This is a genomic window from Pseudomonadota bacterium (assembly GCA_016711215.1).
In the GTDB taxonomy this organism is placed as follows: Bacteria; Myxococcota_A; Polyangia.
The window spans coordinates 222,106-247,152 of sequence record JADJTL010000005.1; the positions used below are offsets into that span (position 1 = coordinate 222,106).

At 71.7% G+C, this 25,047-nt stretch carries 15 protein-coding genes; 6 read left to right on the forward strand and 9 right to left on the reverse strand.

All coding sequences use genetic code 11. The features are described from left to right. Positions 1 to 45: 45 nt before the first annotated feature. On the reverse strand, positions 46 to 4,119 hold the full coding sequence (locus tag IPL40_14045; protein MBK8482266.1) for a VWA domain-containing protein: 4,074 nt from the start codon (positions 4,117 to 4,119) through the stop codon (positions 46 to 48). Between the two features lie 197 nt (positions 4,120 to 4,316). Next, on the reverse strand, positions 4,317 to 5,042 hold the full coding sequence (locus tag IPL40_14050; protein MBK8482267.1) for a Crp/Fnr family transcriptional regulator: 726 nt from the start codon (positions 5,040 to 5,042) through the stop codon (positions 4,317 to 4,319). Between the two features lie 442 nt (positions 5,043 to 5,484). On the opposite strand from IPL40_14050, the gene IPL40_14055 reads away from it, so the two are divergent. After that, entirely contained in the window at positions 5,485 to 6,105 is a 621-nt protein-coding gene (locus IPL40_14055; protein ID MBK8482268.1) for a hypothetical protein, read from the forward strand. A gap of 101 nt (positions 6,106 to 6,206) precedes the next feature. Beyond that, a complete protein-coding gene (sppA, locus tag IPL40_14060; GenBank protein ID MBK8482269.1) occupies positions 6,207 to 8,762 on the forward strand; it encodes a signal peptide peptidase SppA in 2,556 nt (851 codons plus the stop codon). Between the two features lie 98 nt (positions 8,763 to 8,860). Here sppA and guaA read toward each other — a convergent pair whose 3' ends face one another. Genes guaA through glnD form a run of 4 tightly spaced genes read right to left on the reverse strand, consistent with a single transcriptional unit; the run spans position 8,861 to position 15,910 of the window. Next, positions 8,861 to 10,405: a glutamine-hydrolyzing GMP synthase gene (gene guaA / locus IPL40_14065; protein MBK8482270.1), complete on the reverse strand. Its 1,545-nt coding sequence runs from the start codon at positions 10,403 to 10,405 to the stop codon at positions 8,861 to 8,863. 5 nt (positions 10,406 to 10,410) lie between these two features. Further along, positions 10,411 to 11,871, reverse strand: a complete 1,461-nt coding sequence (gene guaB / locus IPL40_14070; protein MBK8482271.1) for an IMP dehydrogenase — start codon at positions 11,869 to 11,871, stop codon at positions 10,411 to 10,413. After that, on the reverse strand, positions 11,868 to 13,085 hold the full coding sequence (locus tag IPL40_14075) for a hypothetical protein (GenBank protein ID MBK8482272.1): 1,218 nt from the start codon (positions 13,083 to 13,085) through the stop codon (positions 11,868 to 11,870). The genes guaB and IPL40_14075 overlap by 4 nt, the downstream gene beginning before the upstream one ends. A gap of 38 nt (positions 13,086 to 13,123) precedes the next feature. Beyond that, entirely contained in the window at positions 13,124 to 15,910 is a 2,787-nt protein-coding gene (gene glnD / locus IPL40_14080) for a [protein-PII] uridylyltransferase (GenBank protein ID MBK8482273.1), read from the reverse strand. Positions 15,911 to 16,245: 335 nt separating this feature from the next. On the opposite strand from glnD, the gene IPL40_14085 reads away from it, so the two are divergent. The 3 genes from IPL40_14085 (at position 16,246) to IPL40_14095 (ending at position 20,049) form a co-directional block, all read left to right on the forward strand. Then, positions 16,246 to 16,695 (forward strand): hypothetical protein, encoded by a 450-nt coding sequence (locus IPL40_14085; protein ID MBK8482274.1) that lies wholly within the window; start codon positions 16,246 to 16,248, stop codon positions 16,693 to 16,695. Between the two features lie 541 nt (positions 16,696 to 17,236). After that, positions 17,237 to 18,799, forward strand: a complete 1,563-nt coding sequence (locus IPL40_14090; protein ID MBK8482275.1) for an ATP-dependent helicase — start codon at positions 17,237 to 17,239, stop codon at positions 18,797 to 18,799. After that, positions 18,787 to 20,049 (forward strand): HEAT repeat domain-containing protein, encoded by a 1,263-nt coding sequence (locus tag IPL40_14095; protein MBK8482276.1) that lies wholly within the window; start codon positions 18,787 to 18,789, stop codon positions 20,047 to 20,049. The genes IPL40_14090 and IPL40_14095 overlap by 13 nt, the downstream gene beginning before the upstream one ends. Here IPL40_14095 and IPL40_14100 read toward each other — a convergent pair. Then, complete coding sequence (locus IPL40_14100; GenBank protein MBK8482277.1) at positions 20,026 to 20,460, reverse strand: CesT family type III secretion system chaperone; 435 nt, start codon at positions 20,458 to 20,460, stop codon at positions 20,026 to 20,028. The genes IPL40_14095 and IPL40_14100 overlap by 24 nt on opposite strands. Before the next feature lie 162 nt (positions 20,461 to 20,622). Between IPL40_14100 and IPL40_14105 the strand changes: the two genes are divergently transcribed. Beyond that, on the forward strand, positions 20,623 to 21,180 hold the full coding sequence (locus IPL40_14105) for a TlpA family protein disulfide reductase (protein ID MBK8482278.1): 558 nt from the start codon (positions 20,623 to 20,625) through the stop codon (positions 21,178 to 21,180). A 35-nt stretch (positions 21,181 to 21,215) separates the two neighbouring features. Here the strand turns inward: IPL40_14105 and IPL40_14110 are convergent, their stop codons facing one another. Further along, entirely contained in the window at positions 21,216 to 22,055 is an 840-nt protein-coding gene (locus IPL40_14110; GenBank protein MBK8482279.1) for a hypothetical protein, read from the reverse strand. Positions 22,056 to 22,133: 78 nt separating this feature from the next. After that, positions 22,134 to 25,043 (reverse strand): PD40 domain-containing protein, encoded by a 2,910-nt coding sequence (locus IPL40_14115; protein ID MBK8482280.1) that lies wholly within the window; start codon positions 25,041 to 25,043, stop codon positions 22,134 to 22,136. Between the last annotated feature and the right edge of the window lie 4 nt (positions 25,044 to 25,047).

A 25,047-nucleotide genomic window follows, 5' to 3' on the forward strand; every position in this document is an offset into this window, starting at 1 on the left:
GAGGGCGCTGCGATCCAGTTTCGGCGGCGGGCGAAAGGGTCGCGCTCAGGACAGGGGCAGCACGAGCTCGCGCACCACGGGCGGGGCCTGCGGGTCGGCCGACGCCTGCAGGATTACCTCCTGTTGCGTGCCGCGCAGGCGCGTACCATCCCAACGCAGCAGCGTCAGCCGCGCCCTTACTTGGCGGTCGGGCGGCAAGCGCAGGCCTTTGAGCTCCAGCGGCAGCGCGTCCTCCGTCAGGCTCGGCAGGGCCAGTGCGTAGAGCCCCGTTCGCCCGGCGTCGATGGCCTCGACGGCGACCCGACCGCGGCTCCCGGCGCCGAGCTCCAGCGCCAGCGTGGCGTCGTAGTCCTGCCAGCTCAGGAGCACCAAGGCCCCACCCGCCGGCAACACCTGTAGCCGCTGCAAGCTGCGCTGCATGCCCTGCAGGGCGCTCGCCTTGCTCCCCGCGCTCGCCAAGAGGAGCCGCCCGAGGCGCAAGGCCGACCAGAGTCGCGCCCAGCGCCGGGGATCCTCGGGGCCCGGCTCGCCCTCACCCCCCGCGACCTGTCGCTCGAGGCGCAGCGCCTGGTCGACGTGCCCGCTGCCCGCGGCGGCAGCCGCCAGCCGCAGCAGCGTCGTAGGATCGTCGCGCCGCCGATCGACGAGGGTTTGATACTGGCGAAAGGCGTCCTCGTGCCAACCGTGGCGCAGAAAGATGTCCCCGAGGAGCTGGCGGGCCTGCGCATCGGAGGGCGCGAACTCCACCAGCTCGGAGTAGACCCGTCGCGCCTCCTCACCCCGACCGAGCTCCACCAGCAGGTCGCCCTGTTGCTGCAGGATGCGCGGATTCGCCAGGCCCAGGGCCCGGACGCGCTCGGCCTCGATCAGCGCCTGCCGCGGCTGGCCCGCCTGCCGCAGGGTGACGATCAGGCGCTCGACGCAACCGAGGGCGTTCGGTCGCTCGCCGCAGAGCCGGCGCAGCGCGCTGATGCGCTCTTGCCAGCCGCTGCCCTGGGCCAGGGTCGCCTCGGCTTGCGCCCACTCCGCCGCCTCACCACCACCAATCGCCGCGGCGAAGTCGGCCGCGATTGCCCGGCGCAGCAGCTGTCGCTGCACGACCACGCGCGCCGCAGGCTCCAGGGCAGCGAGCAAGACCGTCGCATCTGACGCGCTGCTGACCCGCTCTTGCAAGAGCTCGAGCAGGGCGCGGCGATCGCGCTGATGGGGCAACTCGCAACGCGCGCTGGCCTCGCGATAGACGGCGACCCAGCCGTAGACGTCGCCGGCGGCCTCGAGTCGCTGGCGCCAGAGCTCGAGGCGGAAGTAGAGCGGACGGCGCGACGCGTCGCTGCAGTAGTCCCTCTGCTCGACCGCGGCGCTCGCCGCCAGCGTCGCCGCCTCCTGATCCGCCTGGGCCGCATTGGCCTCGCTCTCGGCCGCGCGCCCGGAGCTGCCGCGGCGCCCGAGGCGCAGCCCGTCCTTGAGCGCAGGCGGTGCTCCGGCAGGCCCGCTGGCATAGCGGTCGCTGCTGCCTAGGGCCGGGGACGGCGCGCTAGGCGTGCCCAAGCCCACCATGGCTGCCGACCGCTCGCTCGCCACCGCCTTCGCAGCGGACTGCACGCGCAGCCCCCCCACCGCAAGCCCGCGCTGCTCCGGCGCGCGCGCCGAGAGCACACGCAGCCCCCCGCCGGGCGCCGCGCTCACCGTGGTCGTCGACGCCGACGGGCGGTCTCCGTCGCAGCCAAAGAGCGCCAGCGGTGCCGCCGCGATCACCTCGATCGCGGCCTGCGGCACCACGCCCCAGAGCGGGTCGCGTGGCTTGCGCTGAATGCCCTGCTCCTGGTAGGCGGCCTCGCTCTCGAGCACCAGGAACGAGGAGAAGGGCGTCATCAGACTGTAGTCGACGCCGAGCCGCACGATCGTCCCGCGGTTCTGCACGCGGTCGGTGCCGAGCAGCTGGGCTAGGTAGCGTCGCGCCCAGAGCTTGGGCACGTAGGCCGCCCGCGCGCCCTGCTCCGGCGCCACGGGGTAGCTGCGCGCCTCGAAGGGCACGCCACCGAGCTTGCCGCTGACGCGCATGGTGGCGGGCAAGGGATGGTGCGTCCGCGCGAGCAGCACGACCTCTTCGCCGCGTGAGACCTTGCCCGCCGTCGAGAGGAAGACCTGGTCGAGGCCCGCGCCCGCGTCGATCACCAGATCCGTGATCGTGGGCGTCTTCAACCCGCCGACGAAGCGCAGACCCTCCTGCACGGCCTGCTGCGGTAGGTCGACGCGAAAGGCCCGTCCACCGCCGATCCGCGCCAGCCGCTCGAGCAGCGCATGGTCGCTGCCCGGACCGGCGGCGATGGTGAAGAGCCGCGCCGACGATCCGGCGATCGATCGCGTCACGCGCTCCGCCAGCGCCTCGCCGTCGAGCTCGCCCACCGTCGGCCGCCCGTCGCCGACATAGACCACCGCGGGCTGCGCCTTGCCGTGCAGGCGCTGGAGCGCCACGTCGAGCACGGCCCCCAGATCCGTCGCCCCACCGCGGACGACCGCCGCCAGCCGATCGAGCGCCCGGCCGACCTCCCCGTCGTTGGCCTGGGCCAGCCCCTGCGGCGGGTACACCACGCGCGGCGTCAGGTCGACGGCGATCAGCGCGAAATGGTCGCCGGCCGAGAGCGCGCGCAACACCGCCTCGGCGATATCGGCCCGTAGCTGCCGCTCGGCGTCATCGCCGCTCGCCGAAGTATCGACCACGACCACGACGTCCCCGTCCGGCGCCTTGACGGCGTTCCAGTCCAGATCCGGCGCGTAGCGCAGCATCACATAATCGGCCTCGCCACGGCTGCTGGCGACGCGGGCCGCGCGCAGCGGCGCGACCTTCGCTTGAACCAGCTCGAGCAAGAAGTCGCCCTGCGGGCGAAAGCCCGAGCGGCGCATCGTCACCTTCGCGCCGCGCCCCTCGATACGCGCATCCGTCGTGGTGGCGACCTTGAGGTCGCGGCCCTCCTCGCCCAGGTCCACGTCCAGCGCGAACTCCTGCACGCGCGGCAAGCCGGCCATCGGGTAGAGGTAGCGGACGGTGCGGTCGATCGTCGGCAGCAGCTCGATATAGGACAGCAGCACCCGGCGCTCGCCCATCGTGGCGATCGGAAAGACCCGCGCCCGGAAGGTCCGCGCGTCGACCCACTCGAGCAGCGCGGGGTCGCGGCTCGCGCGCACGGCCTGCTCATAGTGCCGGGCGGCCTGGTCGCGCTCGATCACCTCGCCCTCGATCAGCGTGCCATTCACCTCGAGGGCGAAGCGATCGACGGCCGCCCCCTCGGGCACGGTGAACCAGTAGTAGCCCTCGACGGGGGTGGCACCGGCGTTGAAGAAGCTCTGCTCCACGGTGGTCCGCGCCACGCCGTCGCGGATCATCACCGCTACCCTTTGGTAGCGGACCTCGAGCTCGCGCGGCGCGCTGCCCGGCGCGCTCCGATCGATGGCGTAGATTCGGCCAGCCGCGGCGCCCCCGAGGCCGCCCGGCGCGCGATCCGCCATGCCGCCGGTCCAATCCTCCCAGAAGGCGACCGGCTTGATCTTGGGCGCCTGGCCCGGCACGACGCTCAGACGCTCGCCCGCCTGGACCTCGCTGCGGCCCCCTCGGGCATCGACCACCGCGAACCCGCGGGCCACGTAGACCTCCACCTGCTCGCCGCTCCGTCGCAGGTCGAACCCAGCCGCCGAGGCCGAGACCGCCACCGCACCGGCGCGGTAGGGCGAGGGCTCCCCCTCGCGGACGGGCGCATCGACCCAGAGCTCGCCCCGCTCCAGCCGTAGCGCACTCCGGTCGAGCAGCACCTCGGTGTCCTGACGGAGGAAGACGGCGCTGCCGTCGTCCATGCGGATCAGGGCACGATCGCCAGCCCCCGTTCGCACCCGCGCGCCGTGCCGCAGCAGCAGACCGCTGCTGGCCGGCTGCCACTTCCCCTCGGGCCCCTGGAACGCGACGTTACCGGCGGCGAGCTCGATTCGCGAGACCAGCGAGGGCGCGCGCTGAGGCGGGCCGCGGTCGCAGGCGAGGGCCGCAGCGAGGGCGAGGGCCGCGGCGCAGCCAATCAGGGTGCTGCGGCGCGGCGCGGCAGCCGGCGTGCGGATGAGGACGCTGAACATGGGGGTCCCTCCTCGGCGAGCGCAAGGCGCGGGATCTGCGGTGCGGGATCCGGCGCGATCGGCCTGCTCGGGCGCCGCTGGCGCGCGGCGATCGAGTTCCACTGGCCGGGATGATACGCGCTAGCGTCGCGATTGGATCTATTCGATCCAGCGTCGGTAGAGGGCCTGGGGCGGCAGAGCTGCGCGGCGGAGGGCGTTCAGGCGGCGGCGCTCTGCGCCTCCATCAGCGCGCGCCGCAGCAGCAGCGAGCGGCCGCGCGCGACCACGAGCCCGCGGCGCGCCATCGCCGAGAGCGCGCGTGAAACGCTCTCCCGCGAGGTACCCACCATGTTGGCAAGGTCCTGCTGGGTGGGGCGCCGGCGAATGAAGACCCCATCGTCGCGCGGCTCACCCTGAGCCTCGCCCAGGTCGATCAGCGCACGCACCAGCCGCGCCCCGACATCATGCAAGGCCAACCCACCGATCAACGCATCGCTGCGCCGAGTGCGCTCAGCCATGTGTCGCACGAGGCGCAGCGCGGCGCGCGGACAGCGCTCGAGCGCCGCGATGAAGGCCGCCCGGTCGATCACCACCAGCAGCGTCTGTTCGATCGCCACCAGACTCGTCGGCACGGTGCCGTGCTCGAGCACGACCTCTTCGCCGAAGAAGTCGCCCGGTCCGAGGACCCGCAGCGTCAGCTCACGACCGGTCTCCCCAAAGAGCACGACCTTGGCGCGGCCCGCGGCGACGACGTAGAAACCCTCGGCGGGTTCGCCCTGACCGACGATCAGGCCACCGGCCCGAACACGCCGCGTCACGGAGCGGCCGGCCATCGTCCGTAGATCGTCGTCGCTGAGCTCCGAGAAAAGATCCACCCGTCTCAGGTGGTCGCAACCGGGGAGGCCGGTCCAGGTCCTGACTTCGTTCGGCAAGAGGCTCGACATGCTGGCGGCTCCTCTGGGCACGCGCCCCAGCGAAGGGACGCGGCGGGACGAAAAGCAAGCCAGATGCCATAAATCACCGGCGCGAATATACCTCACTGTTCCATAGGCTTTGATCGACATATCCAACCTATAACCTTAGGCTTTTGCTGTGACCTATTCGCGACAGATCACGCCATGCTGTATCGCTATTGCCACAATCAGCCCAGGCTCGGGGCCAGCGCGGGCCACCGGCTCGATCCTGCAGGCTCCCACAGGCGCCCGCATGGCCTCCGCCCGGCGACGCCCCGCACAACCATGGGCGCAACCATTGGCCAAACCATTAGGCTGGGCGGCCGGGAGCTGTGCGGGTAGGATGTAGCGACGCAGGGCCTCGCTACTGCCCCGCGCCCAGGCCACCGATCCGCGCGAGCACTGCCCATATGCACTGCCCAATGACCGCCCTATGAGACGCCTTGGGCTTGCCCTCCTGACGCTCGTCCTCGTCGCCGCGGTGGCGAAGCTGGCGCTGATCGAGACGCCCCGCGTCGGTGGCACCGACATGGCACCGACGCTGCAGCCCGGAGACTGGCTGCTGGGCTGGCGCGTCGGGCGAGCTCCGCGCCGCGGCGACGTCGTGCTGCTCGCGCACCCCTTGACCGGGCGTCCCCTGCTGCGCCGGGTCGTCGGCCTGCCCGGTGACACCCTCGCGGTCGTGGGCGAGATCCCTCGCGTCGGAAGCACAGCCGCCCTGCAGCAGGCACTCGGCCCGGTCGCGCTGCAGGAGCTGGGCGCCGGCGGCCGCGCTCGGCGACCGCTCGACCTGCTGCTGCTGCGCGAGACCCTCGCGGGCGCTGGCTACCGGGTGCTGAAGGATCCCGCCCGTCGCTCCAAGGACAGCGGCCCATTTCAGCTCGAGGCGAGCTACTTCGTCCTCGCGGACAATCGCAACCACGGGGCCGACAGCCGCGATTTCGGCCCGGTACCCGCCGCTGCCATCCGGGCCGTGATCACGCACCGACTGAGCGCCGGTCCCGGCTGTCTTGCACCGCAGGCGCCGCGCCCTGCCCTCGCAGCGCTGCAATAGGTCCACGCCCCATGCGCCACCGCTCGCATCACCCTTCGAAGCCCCCGCTCGCGCCTGCCGATCGCGAGCAGCCCCGGTCGCCGCGGGCGCCGCGGGCGTCGATGCGTCGCCGCGCGGCCCTGCTCGCCTTGCTGGCGCCCCTCGTCGCCCCGGCCACCGCCGCGGCTCAAAGCAGCCAGCCGCTGCGCCCGCTCGGCGGCGAGGCGCCCACTGCGGGCATCCGCCTGCACACGCCGACCCCCGTCGGCACGGGCGACGCCTCGGCGATCGAGATCAACCCCGCGGCGCTCGCCCAGCTCGAGGCTGGCAGCCTCGTGCTGCAGCATACGGAGCTGCGCAGCACCAGCCGCCTGCAGGGGGAGGGCGACGCGCTCTTCGCGGCGAGCCCGGTGCCCTATTTGCCCTCCCTCGTGCTTGGCGGCGGCCTGCAGTGGCTGCGCCCGGCCACCGCGATCGGCTACGCCGACAGCGTCAAGCTCAGCCTCGGCGCGAGTTGGACGCCGGACCCGGCGCTTGCCCTCGGGGCGGTGTGGACGCACTTCTGGTCCAATGATGACCCCGCGCTCGACCGGCTGAGCAGCGTCGACGTCGGCCTGCTCGTCCGGCCGGCGCCGTGGCTGGCGCTTGGCCTCGCGGTCCGCGATCTGACGACGCCCGTGCTGGCAGGCCTCCCGCTGCAGCGCAGCTACGACCTCGAGCTGGCCTGGCGCCCGCTGGGGAATCGCCGCCTGGAGCTCGGCGCGGGGGTCGTGGCCGGCGAGCGGCGCGGCGATCTCGACCCCTCCCTGCGCGTGGTCGCCGAGCCTTGGCCTGGGCTTCAGCTCTTCGCTCAGGCGCAGCTCGTGACCCGCGACTTTTACCGCAACGGCGATCGCGTCTCGGACCTGCGCGGCAACGTCGGCCTGCAGCTCGCCCTCGAGCGCGCACGCGCCGCGATCTCGACGGTCGTCGGGCGCTCACTGGCCGCGGGCGCGGGCCCACTCGGCGAGCATCCGGGCACGCGCTCCGCCTACCAGGGGGTCAGCGTCTCCCTGGCCCTCGACGGCGCGCGCCGGGCGCCGCTGGTCCAGCCCTCGCCGCGCTTGGTGCAACTCGAGCTCAGTGGCAAGCTGACTCAGCGGCGGCTGATCAGGCTAGTGCAAGCGCTGCGCGCCCTCGAGCGCCGCGCGGACGTGCGCGGCCTGCTGCTGCGCATCGGCGCCCTCGACGCCGGTTGGGCCCAGGCGCAGGAGCTTCGCGCCTGGATTCATCGCCTGCGCCGCGCGGGAAAGCGCGTGCTGGCCTATCTCGAGGCGCCCGCCACCCAGCATTACTACGTGGCCGCGGCGGCGGACCGCCTGCTGATCGACGACGCCGGTGGCGTACGCCTGCAGGGCCTGGGCGAGACGCATTTCTACCTGCGCGGCCTCTTCGACCACATCGGGGTGCAGCCGCAGTTCGTGCGCATCGCCGAGTACAAGACGGCGCCCGAGGGGCTGACCCGCAGGGGGCCCTCGGCGCCCGCGCGCGCGATGACGACGGCGCGGCTCGACGACGTCTTCGAGCAGCTCGTGCAGGACCTCGCGCGCGACCGGCGCCTGCCGCCCGCGAGGGTCCGCGCCCTGATCGATCACGGCCCCTTCACCGCCCTTCAGGCCCAACGCGCCGGGCTGATCGACGAGGTCCTGGCACCGGCCGAGCTGCGGCGCCGGGTGCAACGCAACACCCGGGCCGAGCTGGTACCGCTGGCGGTCGTCGCGCGCGGGCGCGATCGCTGGCCCGGCGGCCCAGCGATCGCCGTCGTCGTCATCGACGGCGACATCATCGACGGGCATAGCCGCACGGTACCGCTGCTGGGCCGTGAGCTCGTCGGCGACGAGACGGTCGTCGCGGCGCTCGAGGCCGCGCGGCTCGACGCGAAGATCCGCGCCGTCGTCCTGCGCATCGACAGTCCGGGTGGATCGGCCCTGGCCAGCCACCATCTCTGGGCGGCCGTACGCGCCCTGCGCCGGGTCAAACCGGTGGTCGTCTCGCTGGCCAATATCGCGGCCTCGGGCGGGTACTACGCGGCCTGCGCCGGCGATCGGATCTTCGCCCAGCCCGCAGCGATCACGGGATCGATCGGGATCTTCACCGGCAAGGTCAACGTCGGCGGCCTCCTGCGCCGCCTGGGTATCGGCCACGCCACCAGCTTGCGCGGGGCACGGGCCGGCCTCGACTCCCCCGTAACGCCCTATAGCGCCGAGGAGGAGCGCTTCATCCTCCAGCAGCTACAGCACTTCTATCGCCAGTTCCTCGGCGCGGTAGCCGCCGGCAGAGGCCTGACCCAGGACGCCGTCCACGCCGTCGCCCGAGGGCGCATCTGGACCGGTGCGCAGGCGCAAAGGCAGCACCTCGTCGACGCGGTGGGCGGCCTGCAAGAGGCGCTCGTCGAAGCCCAGCGCCGCGCCGGCCTGGCCGACGACGCCGCGTTCGAGCTGGTCGTTCTGCCCAAGCGCGACGCCGGGCTGCTGGCGCGGGCCGGGCGCCTGCTGACGCCGGACCAGCCCAGCGACGCCAGCACGCTGCTACCGCAAGTGCTCAGCGCCGCCCTCGCCGACCTGCCCCTGCCGCTCTGGTACGCCCGCTCGGGCCAGGCCCTGGCCCGCCTACCCTACGAGCTGGTCAGCACGCCCTAACGGCCCGTTGATCGATCGCGGACCGAGCGAGGCATGGAGCGGCGGACCGAGGGCGCGCAGGCCACCACGCCTAGGCCCACGCTCAGACCCACGGGCGCTCACTCCCACTCGATGGTCGCCGGTGGCTTGGAGGAGATGTCGTAGACGACGCGGTTGATTCCGCGGACCTCGTTGATCACGCGATTGCTGATCGTCGCCAGCAGCTCATGCGGCAGGCGCGACCAGTCCGCCGTCATGCCGTCGGTCGAGTGCACGGCCCGCACCGCGAGGACCGCCTCGTAGGTCCGACTGTCCCCCATCACCCCAACGGTCTGGATCGGCAGCAGCACGCCGAAGGCCTGCCAGATGCTGTCGTAGAGGCCAGCCGCCCGCACCTCTTCTTCGATGATCGCGTCGGCCCGCCGGAGCAGGTCGAGGCGCTGCTCGGTCACCTCCCCGATCATCCGGACCGCCAGGCCCGGTCCCGGGAAGGGCTGACGCCAAAGCAGCTGATGCGGCAGCGCCAGATCCTCGCCCAGGCGCCGCACCTCGTCCTTGAAGAGCTCGCGTAGCGGTTCGATCAGCTTGAGCTGCATCCGCTCGGGCAAACCGCCCACGTTATGGTGCGTCTTGATCGTCGCCGAGGGCCCCTTGAAGGACACGCTCTCGATCACATCGGGATAGAGCGTGCCCTGCACCAGGAAGCCGGCCGCTGGCGAGAGCTTGCGCGCCTCCTCCTCGAACACTGCGACGAACTCGTTGCCGATCAGCACCCGCTTGCGTTCGGGGTCGGTGATCCCTTCCAGGCGGCGCAGGAAGCGCTCGCGGGCCGGCACGACCACCAGCGGGAGCTGCAGCTCATCGCGAAAAACGCGCTCGACCTGCTGCGCCTCGCCCGCCCGGAGCAGGCCATTGTCGACGAAGATGCAGGTCAGCCTGTCGCCGATCGCGCGACTGACGAGGGCCGCCGCTACCGAGGAATCCACGCCGCCGGAGAGGCCGCAGATCACGCGCGCCGCGGACCCGGTTCGCTCTCGGATCGCTGCCACCTGCGTCTCGACGAACGAGGCCATCGTCCATTGCGCCTGACAGCCGCAGACCTCATGGACGAAGTTGGCGAGGATCGCCTCGCCGCGCGGCGTATGCGCCACCTCGGGATGGAACTGCACGCCGTAGACCCGGCGCTCGGGGTTCCAGGCCGCCGCCACCGGCGCGTTCTCGCTCGAGGCCGCGACGCTGAAGCCGGCAGGGAGCGCCTCGACCCGATCGCCGTGGCTCATCCAAACACTCACCTCGTCGGCGGGGTCGAAGCCGCGCCAGAGCGGACAGCTCGTGTCGATGATCTGCACCACAGCCCGCCCGTATTCGCGCTTCTGGCCCGGCGTGATCGTGCCGCCACAGAGCTTGCCGAGCAGCTGCATCCCGTAGCAAATGCCGAGCACCGGCACGCCGAGCTCGAGCACCTCGGCGCTGATCTGTGGCGCCCCGGGCTCGTAGCAGCTCGCCGGCCCCCCGGAGAGGATCAGACCGTCGGGGCGCAGCTCGCGCAGCAAGGCGAGATCGACGCTGCAGGGGTGAATCTCGCTGTAGACGTGCAGCTCGCGAATGCGGCGCGCGATCAGCTGCGTGTACTGCGACCCGAAATCAATGACGACAATTCCCATATCGGCTATTCCACGCGGTAGTTGGGCGCTTCTTTGACGATGATCACGTCGTGCACGTGGCTCTCGCGGTGCCCGGCCGCGGTCATCCGCACGAAGCGCGCCTTCGCGCGTAGGTCCTCGAGCGTGGCCGCACCGATATAGCCCATCGCGGAGCTCAGCCCCCCGATCAGCTGGAAGACGGTGTCCGCCAGCGCGCCGCGGTGCGGCACGCGGCCCTCGATGCCCTCAGGCACCAGCTTGGACTCCTCGACGTTCATCTGGAAATAGCGATCCCGGCTGCCCTCGCGCATCGCGCCGAGGCTGCCCATGCCGCGGTAGGCCTTGTAGCTGCGGCCCTGGTAGAGCACCAACTCGCCGGGCGCCTCGTCGGTGCCGGCGAAGAGGCTGCCCACCATCACGGCATGCGCCCCCGCCGCCAGCGCCTTCGACACGTCGCCCGAGTACTTGATGCCGCCGTCGGCGATCAGCCGCACGCCCAGGCGCTCGGCAGCCTCAGCGCACTCGAAGAGCGCGCTGATCTGCGGCATGCCGACCCCGGTGACCACGCGCGTCGTGCAGATCGATCCGGGTCCGATCCCGACCTTGATCACGTCCGCCCCAGCCGCCGCCAAGGCGACGCAGGCGTCGGCCGTGGCCACGTTGCCAGCGACGATCACCAGCTCGGGGTGCTGGCTGCGCACCAGGGCCACGGTATCGAGCACCCGCTGCGAGTGGCCATGCGCGGTATCGACCACGATCACATCGCAGTCGGCCTCGACCAGCCGCGCCACGCGCTCGTCGCGATCGGAACCGACCCCGACCGCGGCGCCGACGCGCAGGCGGCCGCGCGGATCCTTCACCGCGCGCGGGTGGCGCTCCGCCTTCTCCAGATCCTTGATCGTGATCAGCCCGCGCAGATAGCCCTGCTCATCGACCACCAGCAGCTTCTCGATCCGGTTGCGGTGCAGGAGGTCTTGCGCCTGCTCGAGCGCGACGCCCTCGGGCGCCACCACGAGCTTACGCGTCATCACGTCCCCGACGCGCTGATCGAGATTGCGCTCGAAGCGCACATCGCGGTTCGTCACGATGCCGACCGGCTTGCCGTCCTTGACCACGGGCAGCCCTGAGAAGCTATTCGTGCGCATCAGGGCGATCGCTTCGCCCAGCCGCTGATCGGGATCGATCGTCAGCGGGTCGACCACCATCCCGGTCTCCGCCTTCTTCACGCGAAGCACCTCGCGCGCCTGTTCGACGGGCGAGAGGTTGCGGTGGATCATGCCAATGCCGCCCTCGCGGGCCATGCAGATCGCGGTCGCGGACTCGGTCACCGAGTCCATCGCCGCCGACACCAGCGGGATGTTGAGCGTGATCCCGCGAGCCAACTCGGTGCGGAGATCCACCTCGGAAGGCAGCACCGTGCTGTGACCCGGCACCAGGAGCACATCGTCGAAGGTCAGGGAAAGGGGTATCTGCGTCTCCAGCGTCATCGCTCGTGCGCTCCCGAAGGTTTGGGGTGAGGCGAGCCATCGCGCGGGTCGGAGGCCACCGTCGCCGCCGCCCGAGAGCGACTCTCCGCCCGTTGCGTCACGCGCGCAAGCCCTTCAATCAACGCGGCGTCGACCGTGGCCACGCGCAACGCCGCGAAGATCTGCGCCGCCGGGATCCCCTCGCCGCCCAGGACCAAGAAGCGCGTGACCGCCTCGATCGCGCCCTCCACGGTCGGCAGCGGACGATCGCCGCCGGCCAGCGCCGCTTCCCGCGCCAGCGCCTGGCGCCCGAGCGCCCGCAAGACCGGCCCGAGGCCACCGGTCCCCGCATGCTCGGCGGCGAAGCACTCAGCCACCTGCGGCAGGTCGCGCGCGCCGAGCTCCTGACGCAGCGTGATGTCCAGCCCGAAGAGATGCGCGGCGAGCCCCGCCCGGGCCACCAGCGCGGGCTCGCCACCGAGCTCGCGCAGCAGGGCGCGCGTCAGCCGAGCGAGCTCCCGCGAGCGGGCTCGCTGCGGATCGACGCGCTCCTCGAGCATCGCCACCAGCACCCCGACCGCCTCGAGCGCGTCCTCGAGCAAGGGCCCCGCAGCCGCGTCCGGCGGCGGCGGAGGCCGGCGCTGTCCCGCGCGCTCACGCGAAGCGGCCACGGCGCGGGCCGCAGCGCCGCCGACGCCCGGCGCGCGGACCGCGCCCTCTGCCTCGGTCTGCGGCGCGCCGTCGCGCCAGCGCGTCGCCGGCGACACCACCGGACGCGCGGGCGGCGCCGGTTCCGCCGCGTAGCACGCCGTGACCGCGCGCTGCAGCAGCGAGCAGCGCGCCACCAGCAGGCGCAGCTCCGCCGCGTCGGCCGCACGACGCAGCTGCTCGCAGACGCTCGCTTCGGTCGGATCGCCGAGCGCCACGGTCAAGATCCGGCGCTGCTCATCGAAGGCCAGCGGCAGCGCGAGACAGGCTCGCGCCAAGGTCTCGGGGATCCGCTCGCGCAGGGGCGGCGCGAGCCGCGCGTGCAAGAGCCGCTCGTCGCTGGCGCGCGGCCACCCCAGCCGCTGGCTCAGCGCGCTGATCAGCTCGCCCTCCTCGATCACGCCCGCGCTCAGCAGCGCGACCACCGCAGGCTCGCCCGCTTGGGCCGCCCGCGAACGGGCCGCCGTGAGGGCTGCGGGCGTGATCCTACCCTCGGCTACCAAGAGCTCGAGCAAGGTCTGGGTCAAGACAACCTGCCTCGCGTGTGTGGGGGCACCCGGCGCACCTAGCGCCGCTCGGCGCGCTCGGCCGCGCCGACCGCCTCGAGCTCCTGGCTTTGCCGCCGGGGCGCGATCCGCGGCGCAGTAGCCACCAGCCGGTCGATGGCCTGCGTCAACGTCTCCCGCGCCTCGGTCAGCCGCGCCTCGTCCTCGAGCTTGCGCCCGCTCGCGGTCTCCCGGACGTAGAAGATGTCGACCACGTGGCCCGCCTCGCTGGCGACCTTGGCCAGATCGATCCCGAGGCCGAGCTCGCTCAGGGTATGCGTGACGGTATGCAGCAGGCCGGAGACATCGGCAGAGTGCAGCTCGAGAATCGTGCAGCGCTCGGACCCCTCGTTGTCGATGATCACCGCGGTCGGCACGGCGGGCAGCACCCGATGGCCGAGCAGCGAGGGGCGCATCCGCTGCTGGATCAGCCGCTCCAACTCGAACTCCTGGCCGAGCGCCAGCTCGAGCATGCTCGAGAACTGCACCCAGCTCCTGAACTCCGCCGGATCGGGCGTCGTGACCCAGAACAGGTCGAGCGCGCTGCCGACGGCGTCGCCCTCCGCGGGGATCGTGTAGATCTGCGCCGCCAGCACCTCGATGCGGTGCAGCAGCATCACGCCGGTGATCGTCGCCAGCAATCCCGGCGCATCAGGGCAGCAAACCGTGATCACCGTCGTCGCAGCGTCGTGCTGCCGGGTGCCGATCCGCACGCGGCATGCCGGGGTCGCCTCGAGGTCGAGGGCGACGCCGACATGGTGCGCCAACAGCTCGACGCTCTGGCCGCTGAGCAGCTCATCGGGCAAGCGATCGACGATCGCGGTCGACAGCTCACCCCAGCTCTCAAGCAGCAGCGCCCGCAGCTCGGCGCGACGCTGCTCGATCATCGCCTGAGGCGCCAGCGGCGATCCGCTGGTCAGCAGCCGATGCGTGCTCGTGTAGAGCTGGTCGAGCAGCGAGGCCTTCCAGAAGGTCAGGTTCCCCGGCGCCGTCATCGCCGTATCGGCGACCGCCAACAGGTAGAGCCGCCGCAGGCGATCGGCGCTACCCACGAGCTCGGCGAAGGCGCCGACCACGGCCGGATCGCCCAGATCGCGGCGCTGCGAGATGTGCTGCATCGCCAGGTGATGGCGCACGAGGAAGGCCACGGTGTCCTGCGCCTCGTGGCGCAGACCGAGGCGCGCGGCGACGCCGGCGGCCAGCCGCGCGCCCTTGCGCGCATGCCCGCGACCCAGCGGCTTGCCGACGTCGTGGAGCAACGCGGCCAAATAGAGCGGCTCGAGATCCTCGAGCGCGCGAATCACGGCGACGGGCAGCGGATAGGTCTCCTCCTGCTCGCCGCGGCGCAGGGCCTTGAGCAAGCCGACGACGTAGAGGGAGTGCCGATCCACCGTATAGACGTGATAGAGGTCGTGCTGCACCCGCCCGGTGCAGGGCTCGAACTCGGGCAGCATGGCGTTGAGCAGCCCGACCTCGTGCATCTGCTCGAGCAGGAGTCCTTGGCCGGCGCGCCCGTCGCTGACGAGGACCCGCCGCCAAGCCTCGGCCGCGCGCTCATCGCCCAAGAGCTGCAAGCCCGGGCAACTCGCCGCCGCCTCGGCGAGCATGTCCTTCAGCTCACGGGCGATCCCCAGCCCATGGCGACCCGCGATCTCGAAGACCGCGATCAGCTCCGCCGGCTCGTCCCAGAAGCGCTCGGGTGCCGCGCTGACGAGCTCACCGCCCACCGACCAGAGGTCCTCCTCGACCAGCTCACGGGCCAAGGGCGCCGCGCTCGGCCGGATGGCGCAGCGCTGCAGCAGGCTGTCGGTCTCGAGCACGACGCTGCGCGCGCTCCGGTAATACGCATGCATCAGGCGCTCGACGGCCGGCGCGACGCCGACCTTCTCGTGCGCCCCCGCCGGACGGCCCGGGATCTCCTCCTCGGCAAAGAGCAGCGGCGCCAAGCCCTCCTGCAGCTCGAAGAGCAGGCGATCCTGCGCCCTCCCGGCCTGGAAGTGCATGGCGAGGCGCAGGCGACGCAGGAACTGACGGGCCTCGAGCAAGGCGCTCTGCTGGCGGGACGAGGCCGCGCCCACGGCGACGAGCTGATCGAGATCCGCCACGCCGTAGCGCATCTTCGTCGCCCAGAAGGCCGTATTGACGTCGCGCAGGCCACCCGATCCGCTCTTGATGTTCGGCTCGAGCAGGTAGACCGTGTCGCCGAAGCGCGGGTGCCGCTGCCGGCGCTCCTCGATCAGCGACTCGACGAAGCTCGCCACGTGCTCGGGCCCGAAGAAGGCGCGCCGCGCCGTCTCCTGCAGCATCGTGAACAGGCCATCGTCGCCGGTGACCAGCCGCGCATCGAGCAGCGCCGTCCGCATCGTCAGGTCCGTGCGCGCCAGCTCGACCGTCTCCTCGATGCTGCGCACCGCATGGCCCACCGCCACCTTCGCGTCCCAGAGCGGGTAGACCACGTGTTCGAGCAGCCGATCGACATGCTTCCAGCCGCCGGCATGCGGCAGGACCAACAGGTCGATGTCCGAGTAGGGGTAGAGACTGCGGCGGCCGTACCCGCCGAGGGCCACCAGGGCCACCGGCACCTCCGCACCACCGCCGGCGGCGAAGAGCGTCGTCAGCAGCTCATCGAAGGCCGCGGAGAGCTGGCGCAGCGTCTCCCCGGGACGCTGCAAGCGCCCGGCATCGGCGTGGCGACGCGCGGCCGCGCGGGCCTCCGCCACCTGCCGCACGCAATAAGCGCGCAGTCCTTGGGCGTCGAGCGCCGCCAGGGTGGCTAGCGGCTGCGCTTGTCCATCACTCGGCCTCATCGTCGTCGTCCTCGCCCGCTCCCCAACGCCTCCGTACCGCGCGGTCGCAGGGCACGCAAGCGCCGCCAGCGCCACGGCGGCACGCGCCAAGGGCTGCCTGGCGCGGGGCGTGGTCTGGGGCGACGGAAACGGAGCGGAAGCGAGCGCGGACGGGTTGTGACGTGGAGCTGGCGCGGCCGGGCGGCGGCGGAGCGCCGGGCGCCTTCGCTGCGCCGACCACCGCGGCGCGAGCGCGCGCCGCGCGCCCCCGGTTGACAGGCCGATCCGATCGCGCTAATCGCGACCTATTCCAGCCCAGGGCGCTCGCCCGGCTGCAGCAGCGCAAGGAAGGGGTTATGGCAGAGCTTCGACTGCTGGCGCTCGACGAGGCGCTATCCGACGAAAAATTGGCAAGGCTGCGCAAGGCGCTCGAGGAACTCGGCGTCCGCGAGCTGCCTGAGGGCGACGACGCGGCCGACATCGAGGAGGTGCTCAGCGAAAACCAGCTGACGGACTTCCAAGATCGCCTCGAGGCGCATGACATCGCCTGCGATGTCTATTTGCCGGTGGAGTTCGAGGGTCGCTTCGAGCTCGGCGACCGCTCCTTCGGCAGCGCGCATGCCCTGCTCGCGGCGCTCGACGAGCTGCGCGATGAGCTCGACGTCGAGGACAGCGGCGACAGCGACGGCGACGAGCCCTCGGACCTCGAGATGATCGACGAGCAACTCGGTCAAACCTGGCGCGTCTTCGCGCGCGTGGTCAACGCTTGCATCGAGCGCCAAGTCCCGCTCCACGTCATCCCCTAGGCCCTCCGGGCGCGGGGGCGACCGTCTGCCTCGGGCGCGCGCTCCGGCGCCGGCCTTAGATGCGCTACGTCCTCCACGAGACGCGCGCCGCCGCCGCGCCGCTCGATCTCGCGCGCGAGCTCAATGAGACCCAGCGCGCCGTCGTCCTCGCGGGGGCGGGACCGCTGCTGGTGCTGGCCGGCGCCGGCACCGGCAAGACCCGCACCCTGACCTATCGCGCGGCGCAGCTCTTGGCCAGCGGGCTCGACCCGCGGCACCTGCTGCTCTGCACCTTCACCAATCGAGCGGCGCGCGAGATGGTACGCCGCGTCGAAGCGCTGAGCGGCATCGAGCTGCGCACCCTCTGGGCCGGAACCTTTCACCACCTCGCGAACATGGCGCTGCGCCGTCACGCCGAGGAGGTCGGCTTGACGCCGAGCTACGCCATCCTCGACCGCGAGGATGCGCGCGATCTGATGGCCTCCTGCCTCGCCGAGGGTGGCCCGCGCTGCACGCGCGGCGCTTCCCACGCGCGCCGCTGCTGCTGCACCTGGCCTCGAGCATGGTCAATCGCCGCATCGGTCTCGACGACGCCCTGCGGCAGGAGGCGCCGCAGTTCTACGAGCTCACCGACGCGATCGCGCCGCTGCTGCTGCGCTATGCGACGCGCAAGCAGGCGCTGGGGCTCGTCGACTACGATGATCTGCTCCAGCTCTGGTGGCGCCTGCTCGTCGAATGCCCGGGGCCACGCGCCGAGCTGATCGAGCGCTTCCATCACGTCCTCGTCGACGAGTATCAGGACACCAATCGACTCCAGGGCGAGATCGTCGACATCTGCGCCAGCGCTCACGGCAACCTGACCGTCGTCGGCGACGATGCCCAGAGCATCTACGCCTTTCGCGGCGCGCAGCTCGAGAACATGCTCGACTTCCCCAAGCGTCACCCCGCGGCTCAGATTTTCAAGCTCGAAGCCAACTACCGCTCGGTGCCGGAGATTCTCCAGCTCGCCAACAAGTCGATCCGCAACAACACGCGCCAGTATCCCAAGCAGCTGCACGCGGTGCGCGCTTCAGGGGCGCTACCGATCCTGCTGCGCTTGCACGATGTCTACCAGCAGGCGGCCTTCGTCGCCCAACGGGTCCTCGAGCTGCACCATGAGCACGACCTGGCGCTGCGCGAGATGGTCGTCCTCTACCGCGCCCACGCGCATAGCCTCGAGCTGCAGCTCGAGCTGACCCGCAGGCAGATCCCCTTCGTCGTGCGCTCGGGGCTGCGGCTCTTCGAGCAGGCGCACATCAAGGACGTGATCGCCTTCCTGCGCGTCGTCCATAACCCCCGCGATCCCTTGGCCTGGCAGCGCGTGCTGCGCACCTGGCCGGGCGTCGGTCGCCGCAGCGCCGAGCGAATCCTCGCGGAGCTGCTGCGTCGCTCGACCGCCCAGCCGCTCGCGCCGAAGGAGGGCGTTCTGCCCGCTGCCGAGGCCCTGGCGAGCCCGGCAGCGCTCTTGCGCCTGCCCGAGTTGCAGTCCAGCCCGGCGCGCGCCATCGACCGCGCCACCGCCCGCCTCGCCACGCTCTTCGACCGGATGCCGGTGGAGGCCGGCGTGGCAGCGCTGATTCAGACCGTGCTCGAGACCCACTACCGCGACCACCTCGAGAGCACCTATCCGAACGCCGCCACGCGGCTCGAGGATCTCCAGCAGCTCGCCGAATACGGCCAGCGCTATGCCACCCTCGAGCAGTTCCTCAGCGAGCTGTCGCTGGTCGCCGGCTTCGCCGCCGAGGCCACGGGTCTCGGCAGCGCCCCCGACGACGCGCTCACGCTGAGCACGGTGCATCAGGCCAAGGGCCTCGAGTGGCCCGTGGTGCTGCTGATCGGGCTGGCCGAGGGGCGCTTCCCCGCCCCGCTGGCCGTCCGCACGCCGAGCGAGCTCGAGGAGGAGCGCCGCCTCTTCTACGTCGCCGCCACCCGCGCCCGTGATCAGCTCTATCTCTGCCAACCGCGCTTCGAGGAGTCGGACCAGGGGCCACGTCGCTTGCTGCGGCTCTCGCGCTTCGTCGCCGAGCTTACCGATGACGGCACCTGTCCCTACGAACCCTGGGAGGTCGAGACATGCCCGGCATGAGGGTGCGCCCACAATCCCGCGATCGGTCGCCGCGCGCAGGGGCTGGGCCGCGGCGCCGCAGCGCCCTCCGCGCGCGCGCCACTGGCCTAGCCGCGCTCTTGGTGCTGCTGGTGCTGCTCTTCGGCGCGCGCGGAACGGTGCTCGCCGGGCCACCGCAGCGGCCAGCGGCGCCGCGCCTGCGCCAGCAGCAGCCCGCGCCCTCGCTGACCGAGCAGCTGATGAAGGGCAGCGACCCCCTGCTGCGCGAAACGGCAGCGCTGGTCCTCGGCGACGGCGGCGATCGTGCCGCCCTACCCGCGCTCCTCACCTGCCTCCGCGCCGACGACAATCGCTGGGTCCGCGCGGCCTGCGCCGAGGCGCTCGGGCGCCTGGGCCAGCCCACCGGCCTGCCCGCCTTGACGCAGGCGATCGAGCGCGAGAAGCACCCGCGCGTGCGCCGCGCGATCGCCCGCGCGCTCGTGCGCCTCGGTCAGCGCAGCGGCGTCTCCGAGCTGATGTGGCAGCTCGAGACCGGCGCGCAGCATGATAAGGCCGAGGCGATGCACCTGCTCGTTCACGCCTTCGGCCAGGCCCTTGGACAGGCGCCAGCGCCGTGGTGGCGGTTCTTCAACCAGCAGGGCTACCGCGCGCTGGCCGCGCGAGCTGCTGGGTCCACTGAGCTGCGCGAGCTCGCCGGCCTGCGCGGCGCCGATGGCCGACGCTGGGGCCCGCTCTTGATCGGTGCAGAGCCCGCGCGCTGGCTTCAGGTCTGCGCCGCCGTGCTGCGCGTCGATCCCGGCACGCGCCTGGCGATCGGCGCCCCTGAGCTGCTCGCGCTCGAGCGACGCCAGGGTCTGCCGCCGAGCGGCTGCTTGTTGCTAATCAGCAGCGACTGGCAGCACGCGCCTGCGCCTGCGCCTGCGCCAACCCCGCGGGCCCTCAAGCGCCTGGCACGCGCCGCTCGGCGAAAGGCGGCGGCCCCCACGCACGCGCCGCTCGCCGGACCTGGACTCACCGAGGGCGCGGTCCGCCTGCTGCTGCAACGTGCCCCGGGGCTGCTCGGCATCGGCATCGATGCGCCCCGCCTCGACCCGATCTCGCTCGCCGACGAACCCGCGCTACGCCTGCTCAGCGCGGCGGGAAAGCTCGTGATCACGCATCTCGATGGGTTGCGCGAGCTGCCGCAGCAGCGCCTGCGCGTCCTGCTCGTACCAGGCCAGCCCGCGCCGGCGCGCGCCAGGCCCGTGCTAGTCTTGGCGCTGATCCCCTGAGGCGGCGGCGCCCTCGAACTCCTCGCGCAGCTTCGCGTTCCACTCATCCGCCGTCGCCGCCACGGCGTCGAGCAGGTCGACGAAGGCCTCGAAGTCGAGCCCCTGCAGCCCTCGCAGCGCCCGCAGGCAGACGATGCCCCGCTGGCTATCGACGGCGAAGGCGGCGTCGCCGGTGGCCACCAGGTTGAGCTCGAGTAGTCGCCGAAAGAAGCCGGTCTGATCGTGCTCGGGCAACCGCATCGTCGGCGCGAGCAGCATCAGCACGCCGCGATCCTCGATCACGTTCAGACCGATCACCGCCGAGCCCCGGCGCATCGAGGCGTAGCCGTCCTCGTCCAGGGGATCGAACTTGACCCCGACCAGCTCGCCGAAGCGGGCGATGTATCCGTCAATCTGCTCGCGGAAGCTCATGCGTCACCCCATGCCCCTTCGGCGCCGAGTCTATCCCGAGGCCCATTGACTCACCACTTAGCGGCCCGTGTCGACCGCCAAGGCCGCGCCCGCCTCGGGCACTTCGAGCAGCGGCTCGCGCGCTCTGTACGCTGCCCGCTGGGCGTGCTAGCCCTTGGCCCCATGCTGCTCAAACGCCTGCTGGCCTACGGCCTCTACGTGGCGCTGGCCGCCACTTTGGTCTACTCCTTCTTCACCGGCCTCGGACAAACGGGCCGCGTCGCGGCGCGCGCCTGCGAGGCCCTCCAACCCGAGCGCGCAGCGACCGCGGCGCGGGACTTCACGCTGCCCGATCTCGCTGGCAAGCCGCAGCGTCTCGCGCAGCGGCGCGGCAAGGTCGTCCTGCTGCACTTCTGGGCCACCTGGTGCCCCCCCTGCATCGAGGAGCTACCTTCGCTCTACCGCTTGCAACGCGCCTTGGCCGGCGAGGCCTTCGAGCTGGTGACCGTCAGCGCAGACGAAAAGGCGGCGACGGTTCGTGAGTTCTTCAGCCAGAACAAGGTCCACGCGCTCCCCGTGCTGATGGATCCGGCGCAGGAGATACCCCACGCCTACGGCACAGAGAAGTACCCGGAGAGCTACCTCATCGACGCGCAGGGCGTGATCCGCTACCGCTTCATCAACCAACGCGATTGGGGTTCGCCCGAGGCGCTGAGCTGCATCCGCACCCTCCTGCGCTGAGAGCACCCGCGCCGGGGGGGGGCGCAAACGCCCGCTCAGGCGCCGCCGAGGCGACGCAGCCGGGCCAGGCTGAAGATTAGCGCCGCGAGGCCGGCGCCGATCGTCAGCCCCGCGCCCAGGTAGTAAGCGCCGAGCGCGCCGCGGATCCCTTCGTAGGTCGGCAGGGCCACGGCGCCCGCGATCAGCACGGTCTGCGCCAGCAGCAACTCGAGCGCCCAACGCCGCCGCAGCGTGCGCGCGACGAGCAGCACGACGGCCAGCAGCGCCAACGCCGCGCTGATCCACCCGAGGCCCTCCACCCCGGCGCGCAGCCCCTCGACCCGCACGTAATACCAGGGCAGGAAGGCGCCGAGGAAGCAGCCGCCGAGGGCCCACAGCGTCGCGCGATCCCGCGCGTGGAGCTGCCGCCGCACGCCGCCGAACCAGGCCGGTAACTCCCCGAGCAGGACGAGCTCGCGCGGCGCCGCTGGCGGTCCGGCTCCCTCCTCGCGCTCCCGCTGCCGCATCGAGCGCTTGACCATCGCCGGCACCTCGACCTCGACGATGCGCGTCGCCCGCTCACCCTCGCGATCGAGCGTCACGACCCGGGTCGCCAGCGCCTTCTCGCCGCGCCCGCCAGCCGCAGTCGCCTGATCCGTCGGAGGGCGCCCCTCCGCGCGCTCGTGCGGCTCGGCCGAGGTCATCACCGGATCGCCCGCGGGGCCGTCACGCGTAAGGAGCCGATGGCTGAGCGAGGGGGTCGCGCCCCCCTGCGCCGCCGGCTGCGGCCGCAGGGCCGCGACCCCGCCCGCGGGCTCGCCAGGCTCAGCCTCGGCGCAATGCTCGCAGTGCAGGGCGTAATCCGGCAAGACGCGGCGGCAGGTGGGGCAACGCATGCGTGACGCAGTATAGCCGAGACCACCGCCGCGGGGAGACCCCGCCGGACCGCCCGCCAGTCCGTCTGGAGCGGGGCCTCAGAAGCGGTTGCCGATCAACATGAAGAACTGATCGCCGCCCGGATCCATCAGGCCCCTTGCGTAGCCCAGGCGCAAGGTCAGCGAGAAGACGTAGCCCACGACCCACTCCGTCAGGAGCTCGGCGCCGACCCCGACCTTCAGTCGATCCCAGGCCAGGGCGCCAAAGAGCGCGTCACCGACGTCGCCGAAAGCCGTCAGATGCAGGTAGTTGACGTAGACGGGCAGCGTCGACAGCCCCCGCTCGAACGAGAAGAGGGGCATCCGGTACTCCAGATTGAGCAGATGATATTGATCGCCGAAGAGCGCGCCCGGATCGTAGCCGCGCAGATAGGAGCCGCCGAGCGGTCGCAGATCGATGACCGCGCGCACCAGATCCTGCTCGGGGAACCCGCCGAGAAAGAAGTAGCCGCGCCGGCGGAAGTCGCCGCGCGCCGCGCCACCGCCATAGCGCAGCGCCAGCACGTGCTGCTGCAGCCACGGCAGGGGCACGAACTCGCTCCACGACCACGTCAGCTCGGTGTTGTCGAAGCGGCTGCCCACGGCGCCGGCATCGACGCGCAGCGCGACGTCGATGCGGCGACCGCGCTCGGGGCTGATCGACTCGGCGTAGGACTCGACGTTGTCGTAGCTGAGACCGATGCTCAACCCCGCGCGAAGGCCAACCTCCGGTAGCTGCGGACTGAGCGTCGAGGGGAGCACCAACGCGCGTAGGGGCTCGGCCGCGCGCAGCCAGTTGAGATCGTAGCCCAGCGACAGACCGACGGCGTGCTCGGGCATGCGCAGCAGCGGCAGCGCCGTCGCGAGCGAGAGGCCGTAGTTCTGCTCGATGTAGCCGCGCTGAGCACCGTCGAGCACCAGGCCCCCGCGCTTGCTGACGGAGCGGCTGGTCCCGAGCCCCAGCGAGGGCCACCAGCGTTGATTGCGATAGGAGGCCGCGTAGGAGACGTAGCCGCGGTCGAGGTTGGTATCGAGGCGCAGACCCCAGCGATGACGACCGATCACGTCGGCGCCGTCGAGGCGCAGACCGACGCTGAGCCCGACCCCATCGTCGGCGACGTCGAAGGCCCAGGCGCGGGGGTAGAGCGTGCTCCAGGGCTGATAGGGCCGGGTGAAAGCGTCGCGCGGCGCTGCCAAGGCCGCGGCGCCGATCGGCGGCGGCCGATCCTCGACGTAGGGCAACGCCGGCAGGAAGCGATGGCGCTCGAGCGCCATCGCGTGCAGGTCGTAGCCCTTGGCGGAGAAACCGACATAATAGAGCTGTCGCTCGTCGGCGCTGACCGCCGGCGAGAACGCCCCCCCCAGCACGTTCGTCACCTGCCAGAGCGCCAGGCCGTCGAGCTCCACGCAGTAGATGTTGTAGATTCCCGTGCGATCCGAGCTGAAGTACACGCGGCGGCCGTCGGCCGAGAACTGCGGATCGAGATCCAGCGCGCGATCATCGGTGAGCGCGCGCAGCGCCCCGTCCGCCACCCGGACCAGCACCACGTCACGCCGGCCCCCGCTGCGCTGCTGCGAGACCGCCAGCCAACGCCCGTCGGGGCTGAAGCGCGGCGTGAAGAACTGCTCGCCCGGCGCCGCCCGCAGCAGCGTGCGCGGCGGGCCACCGCCCCAGGGAAGCAGCCGCAAGGCGCCCGATCCGAGCTCCTGGGTGACAAACACCACCCAGCGCCCGTCTGGCGAGACGTCGGGCTCGCGTGCCCGCAAACCACGCGTCAGCCGCCGCAGCGCCCCGTCACCCCGCCTTCGGGCGTAGAGATCGTGAAAGCTATTGAAGGTGCGCCAATTGACCGGCTGAGCATAAACGACGTGACGCCCATCCGGCGTCAGCGCCACCGTCTCCCCTCCGACGTGGTGCAGCCGGGCTCGGGTCGCGCCGTGCTGGGTCTCGATGATGCGGAGGACGTCGTGCCGACGGCCATCACCTTCGATAAAGGCCAGCTCCCGCCCGTCGCGGCTTAGCCGCGGTGAGCTCAGCGACCAACCATGATCCGTGACGCGCCGAAAGGGCGTCAGCCCGCGCTGCTCGACCACGGCCCGTTGCCGCGCATAGCGCCGCCGGAGATGGTCTTTGAACTGCTCGTAGAGCTGCTCGAAGCTCAGCCCGAAGACCTCTCGGGCCGCGCTGTTGAGCCCGTAGGGCAGCGGGCGTCCCGCGTAGCCATGACTGATCGCCGTCAGCTTCGCCTCGCCGTAGCGCTCGGCGAGGAAAGCGAGGAAGCGCCCACCATAGAGGTAGGGCACCGTGCCCCGCGGGTAATGGCGGGTCAGCGATGAGATCTGGTCGAGATCTAGCAGGCGGCCTTCGAGCACCGCGGCGCGCAGCATCATATCGTGCAGCGCGGCGCGATTGCGGCCGCCCGAGGTTAGCCGCGTCTCCTCGTAGACCCCGAGCCCCTCGATGAACCAGCGCGGCTGGAGCTGATTCGGAAACCAGGTCCGACCGAGCACGGCATTGACCAGCCGCGGCAGGCCATGAACCGTGTCGAGGTGAAGGATGTGCGTGTACTCATGGACCAAGAGCAAGAAGAGGTAGTCGTCGTAGTCGTGCAGCGTGTCGCGCGAGCCGGGGGCCGCCGCCAGCACCTGAATCGCGTTGTAGGGCACGACCGACGCCAACCCGTTGGCGCCATCGGTGCTATCCGTCACGACCACGTGCGTGCGGCCGCGCGGCAGGTGACGCAGCGCGGGTGCGAGCAGCGCATGCGCCCGCTCCGCCGCGCCGGCGACGCGCCGCGCCAGCGCCGCCTCGCTGTGGCGTTCGCTGACGTAGTAGTGCACCGAGAAGTGCGCCGTCGTCAGCGTGTACCAACGCCGCGAGGGTTCCTCGGCGCGCGCGCCCGTCACTAGGCTGAGCAACCCGAGCAGCAAAGCCGACGCCAGGGCGGTCGCGCCGACAGGCAAAGTCACGGCT

What these genes read in the sequence shown, in the direction of transcription:
- IPL40_14100 (MBK8482277.1), bottom strand. Translation starts at nt 20,460, where the DNA reads ATGAGCTTCCGCGAGCAGATTGACGGATACATCGCCCGCTTCGGCGAG.
- sppA (MBK8482269.1), top strand. Translation starts at nt 6,207, where the DNA reads ATGCGTCGCCGCGCGGCCCTGCTCGCCTTGCTGGCGCCCCTCGTCGCC.
- IPL40_14055 (MBK8482268.1), top strand. Translation starts at nt 5,485, where the DNA reads ATGAGACGCCTTGGGCTTGCCCTCCTGACGCTCGTCCTCGTCGCCGCG.
- IPL40_14105 (MBK8482278.1), top strand. Translation starts at nt 20,623, where the DNA reads ATGCTGCTCAAACGCCTGCTGGCCTACGGCCTCTACGTGGCGCTGGCC.
- IPL40_14085 (MBK8482274.1), top strand. Translation starts at nt 16,246, where the DNA reads ATGGCAGAGCTTCGACTGCTGGCGCTCGACGAGGCGCTATCCGACGAA.
- IPL40_14090 (MBK8482275.1), top strand. Translation starts at nt 17,237, where the DNA reads ATGGTCAATCGCCGCATCGGTCTCGACGACGCCCTGCGGCAGGAGGCG.
- IPL40_14110 (MBK8482279.1), bottom strand. Translation starts at nt 22,055, where the DNA reads ATGCGTTGCCCCACCTGCCGCCGCGTCTTGCCGGATTACGCCCTGCAC.
- IPL40_14095 (MBK8482276.1), top strand. Translation starts at nt 18,787, where the DNA reads ATGCCCGGCATGAGGGTGCGCCCACAATCCCGCGATCGGTCGCCGCGC.
- glnD (MBK8482273.1), bottom strand. Translation starts at nt 15,910, where the DNA reads ATGAGGCCGAGTGATGGACAAGCGCAGCCGCTAGCCACCCTGGCGGCG.
- guaA (MBK8482270.1), bottom strand. Translation starts at nt 10,405, where the DNA reads ATGGGAATTGTCGTCATTGATTTCGGGTCGCAGTACACGCAGCTGATC.
- IPL40_14050 (MBK8482267.1), bottom strand. Translation starts at nt 5,042, where the DNA reads ATGTCGAGCCTCTTGCCGAACGAAGTCAGGACCTGGACCGGCCTCCCC.
- IPL40_14045 (MBK8482266.1), bottom strand. Translation starts at nt 4,119, where the DNA reads ATGTTCAGCGTCCTCATCCGCACGCCGGCTGCCGCGCCGCGCCGCAGC.
- guaB (MBK8482271.1), bottom strand. Translation starts at nt 11,871, where the DNA reads ATGACGCTGGAGACGCAGATACCCCTTTCCCTGACCTTCGACGATGTG.